The following is a 4,341-nucleotide window of genomic DNA, read 5'->3' as shown; positions in this document are numbered from 1 at the left end:
CCGCGAGCTCGAAGCTGACACCGCGGACGGCGGGCACCTCGCCGCTGTCGGTGCGGAACGAGACGGTCAGCTCGTCGATGCGCAGAATCGCGCCGGCATCCGCCCGCATCATCGCCCCCTCACCGCGAACGCGTCGCGCAGTCCGTCGCCGATCGCGTTGAACGCGCACACCACGAGAATGATCGCGACGCCCGGCGGAACGATCAGCCACCACCTGCCGGCGTACGCGGCATCGAGTCCTTGGCTGAGCATGCCGCCCCAGTCGGTCTGCGGCGCCTGCACGCCGAGCCCCAGATAGCTCACGTAGGCGACGAGCAGGATCGCGTCGGCGATCTGGAACGTCGCCGAGACGACGATGGTGCTGATGCTGTTCGGCAGGATGTGCCGGCCGATTGCGCGGGTGTGGCCCCCGCCGAAGGCGCGCAGGGTCAACACGTAGTCGCGGTTCTTGAGGGTCAGGGTCTCGGCCCTGATCAGACGCGAGGGCACGAGCCACGACACGAGCCCCAGGATCACGATGAGGCCGAGCACGTGCGGCGTCGAGATCGCCGAGATGACAAGCAGGATGAACAGCGCGGGGATCGCGATGCCGGCGTCGACGACGCGCATCATGACGGTCTCGACCCAGCCGCCGAGGTAGCCCGCGGTCGAGCCCCAGACCATGCCGATGACGATGGCCAGCAGGCCCGCCGCGATGCCGACCATGAGCGAGACCGTGCCGCCGTACATGAGGCGGCCGAGCTGGTCGTGGCCGACCGCGTCTGTGCCGAGCGGATGCCCCGCACTCGGCGCGAGGTTGATGGCGTGCAGATCCGTGCGGGTCTGGTCGGTGTGATAGACGAGCGGGCCGACGAAGCAGAACAGCACGAAGAAGATCACGACGGCGAGGCCGATGACGGCGAGCCGGTTGCGGCGGAAGCGCCGCCAGGCGAGCGAGCCGCCGGTGGGGCCCGCGGCGACGGCGAGTTCCGGCGTCGACTGGAGGAGGGTGGACATCGGGGCTCCTAGGAACGGGTCGTTTTCACGCGCGGGTCGATGATCGCCTGCAGCACATCGGCGAGCAGGGTGCCGCACACGGTCGCGACGGCGATGACGAGGACGCAGCCGAGCAGCACGGGGAAGTCGGAGCTCTGCGCCGCGTTCCAGAACAGCAGGCCCATGCCGGGGTAGTTGAAGAGCTGCTCGACGACGAGCGAGCCGCCGAACAGCACGGGCACGTAGTAGCCGAGCATCGCGACGACCGGCGTGAGCGAGTTGCGGAACACGTGCCGGGTGAGGATGCTGCGCATCGACGAGCCGCCGGCGCGTGCGGTGCGAACGAAGTCCTCGTCGAGGTTCTCGAGGGTGGCCGAGCGCATGAAGCGGCTGAAGACCGCCACCATGGCGGCGGCGCCCGTAACGATCGGCAGGACGAGGCCGGCAGGGTCGCTGAACACCTGCGCCAGGGTGTCCCCGCTCGGCGCCTGCGACGGCAGCACCGGAATGACCTGGGTCAGCAGCGCGATCAGGATCAGGCCGAAGAAGAACACGGGCGTCGAATAGAGCACGAGGCTCACCGTGGTGAGCACGTAGTCGGAGGGCCGGTTGCGGCGGCGCGCCTGCCACATGCCGACGGGGATCGCGACGACCAGGGCGAGCACCGCCTGGGCGAGGGTCAGCACCAGCGTCTTCGGCAGCCGCTGGACGATGAGCTGCGAGACCGGCGCGTTCAGCGTGAACGAGTCGCCGAGGTCGCCCCGCAGCAGCTGGCCGAGGTAGAGGACGTATTGAACGGGAAGCGGGCGATCGAGACCCTGCTCGCTGTTGAACTGGGCGATCTGCTGGGCGGTGGCGTGCACGCCGAGGACGCCCCGGGCGGGGCCGCCCGGAAGCGAGTGCAGCAGGCAGAACACCACGATGGTGACGATGAAGACCACGACGACCGCTTGAAGCAGTCGCCGCAGGATGAAGAGCGTTGTGGCCATCCGCAGCTTTCGGTGGATCGGTGAGTCGGTGGTGCGACGGGTCGGCGCGACCGGTCAGAACCGGGGGCGCCGCGCGGGCGCCCCCGGTCCGACAGGGGGTGCTACTTCCAGGCCCAGCGCGCCGGGTGGAAGTTCGCCATCGGGTCCTGCGGGGCGGTCAGGCCCTTCTTGATCACCGAGATCTGATAGTCCGGCTCGGGCAGCCAGATGACAGGCAGCTGCTTCGCGAGAAGCGCGCTGTAGTCCTGGATCGCGCTCGAGTCGTTCGACTGCGTGGTCGCGGTGATCAGCTTGTCGGCCTGCGCGTCGCTGTAGTTCCCGAAGTTCGCGCCGCCACCGGTCTGGAACAGCGAGTCGCCGGTCGGGTAGGCCGCGAAGTACCAGCTTCCGGCGGTGCCGAAGTACGACAGCTGCCACTTGCAGATCGCCTCGCTCGGCCTGCACTGCGGCGTCTGCGAGAGCACGGTGTTGACGGGCGCCTGCTTGATCGTGAATCCGATGCCGCTGTCCTTGAACGACGACTGCAGTGCGCTCAGCTCGTTGTCGGTGACCTGCGAGCCGGACTGGGCGAGCACCTCCATCGTGAACTTGGTGCCCGCCGCGACGCCCTCGCCGCACTGGCTGTCGCCGCTGCCGGCGTCCTCGCAGACCATGATGCCGTCAGAGCCGGCCCTCCAGCCGTGGGCGGTGAGCAGCTTCTTCGCGGCGCTGTTCGAGAACGGGTACGGGTTCTTCTTCTGCTCGGGCGAGAGGAAGTCGGACGACGTCGACTGCGGGATCGGCCCGTAGCCGGCCGTTGCGGTGCCGTTGAAGATCGCCTTCACGAGGCTGTCCTGGTCGACGGACTTCTGGATCGCCTGCCGCGCGTAGAGCTGCTTGAACACCGGCCCCATGGTCGGGTTGTTGAAGTTGTAGGGGAAGTACGTGATCGCCCAGCCTGTCCACGGCTCGACCTCGTAGCCCTTGGCCGTGAACGACTGCTTCTGGTCGAGCGAGGTCGGCTGGATGTAGCCGTAGTCGACCTGGCCGCTGCGCACGGCGTTCTCCTCCGCATCGGCGGAGGTGAACGGCAGCAGGTTGACGGTCGTGATCTTCGCCTTCTCGCCGCCGTCGTACTTCTTGTTGGCGGTCAGGGTGACGTTCCCCGCGGTCGTGAACTTCGTGACCGTGTACGGGCCGTCGACGACCTTCCAGAGCGGGTTGCTCGCGTAGCTGCTGATGTCGCCCGCGGCCTTGTTCAGGTAGTTCCAGACCTGCACGGCACCGCTCGGCGTGAGGTCGTTGTCGCCGACCGGGCCGCTCGCGCTGGTCTTGTCCCACGCGTGCTGCGGCAGCGGCGTGATCAGGCTGAGCTCGTTCGCCAGCATCCAGTCGGTGTTGTATGCCTTGTCGAAGGCGATCGTGAAGTGCGTGTCGTCGGTGACGGTGAGCTTCGTCCAGTTGTCGGGGGCCTGGCCCTCGTTGTAGTTGCCCCAGTTCTTCTTGTTGGCGGTCACCAGGTTGTACCAGAACTGCACGTCGCGCGAGGTGACGGGCTTGCCGTCGCTCCAGTGCCGGTCACCGAGCGTGATGGTCGCCTCGGTGCCCGCGGAGTTGAACTTCACGTCGCTCGCGATGCTCGCGTCCTTGTGCCACCCGACGGTGCCGGTCGAGCCGTCGTAGGCGACGAGCGGCTCCCACAGCGACGCGGCGATCGAGCCGTTGTTGGTGTTGAGCTTGCCAGGGGCGCCGACGGGCAGGATCCAGTTGGGCGTGAAGTTGGCGGGCAGCGCGTAGTCGATCGAGTCCTTGCTTGAGCTCGAGCTCGAGCCGGTGTTCGACGAGCCGCCGGAGGAACAGCCGGCGAGCATGACGGCAGCCGCGGCCATCGCGGCGACCGCGATGCCTGCGCGGCGAACCGCAGAGCGTGGGTGAGACATCTTTCTCCTTCAGGGGGTGCGGCCGCCGGGGGCCGCCAGTCGGGGACGGAGCCGTGCCGTGTCCCTAAGTAAAGGGCAAGTAAACGAAGAAAGTAACGTCGCGCTGTAAAAACTTGATTACGCCAGTTCTGGCGAAACTTCAGGGGAAACCGGGCGGCGCTAGTCTGCATGCACGCCACACTTCTCACAGAGCTGGAATTACTTCACACATGGCAGAAATAACGCGAGCCCGATCGGATGCCGGTCACGAGACCCTCGCGAGCCGCGCGCTCTCACTCATCGCCAGCGGCCAGGCCGAGACGCGCACCGAGCTCGGGCAGCTGCTCGGTGCCCCGGCCAGCAGCGTCTCGCTCGCGGTGCAGCAGCTCATCTCGCGGGGCCTTGTGGCTGAAGAGGGGCTGCAATCGTCGACCGGCGGCCGGCCGCGCAAGATCCTGCGCATCGGCCACAGCGACGAG

The 4,341-nt window shown here is 67.6% G+C and carries 3 protein-coding genes and 1 pseudogene; 1 reads left to right on the top strand and 3 read right to left on the bottom strand.

What is annotated here, in order from left to right:
- Positions 1 to 108 precede the first annotated feature (108 nt).
- The 3 genes from ACM2XV_RS12860 to ACM2XV_RS12850 form a co-directional block, all read right to left on the bottom strand.
- Positions 109 to 996 carry an ABC transporter permease gene (locus ACM2XV_RS12860; protein WP_344776240.1) on the bottom strand — a complete coding sequence of 296 codons (888 nt, stop codon included), beginning with the start codon at positions 994 to 996 and terminating at the stop codon, positions 109 to 111.
- Between the two features lie 8 nt (positions 997 to 1,004).
- Positions 1,005 to 1,964, bottom strand: a complete 960-nt coding sequence (locus ACM2XV_RS12855; protein WP_487027205.1) for an ABC transporter permease — start codon at positions 1,962 to 1,964, stop codon at positions 1,005 to 1,007.
- Positions 1,965 to 2,065: 101 nt separating this feature from the next.
- Positions 2,066 to 3,883 (bottom strand): peptide ABC transporter substrate-binding protein, encoded by a 1,818-nt coding sequence (locus tag ACM2XV_RS12850; protein WP_487027204.1) that lies wholly within the window; start codon positions 3,881 to 3,883, stop codon positions 2,066 to 2,068.
- Between the two features lie 209 nt (positions 3,884 to 4,092).
- Between ACM2XV_RS12850 and ACM2XV_RS12845 the strand changes: the two are divergent.
- A pseudogene (locus tag ACM2XV_RS12845) lies at positions 4,093 to 4,341 on the top strand (hypothetical protein); the annotation flags it as partial.

The organism is Gryllotalpicola sp. CP2-P1, assembly GCF_057512245.1.
This window is presented reverse-complemented; position numbering and strand designations above follow the sequence as displayed.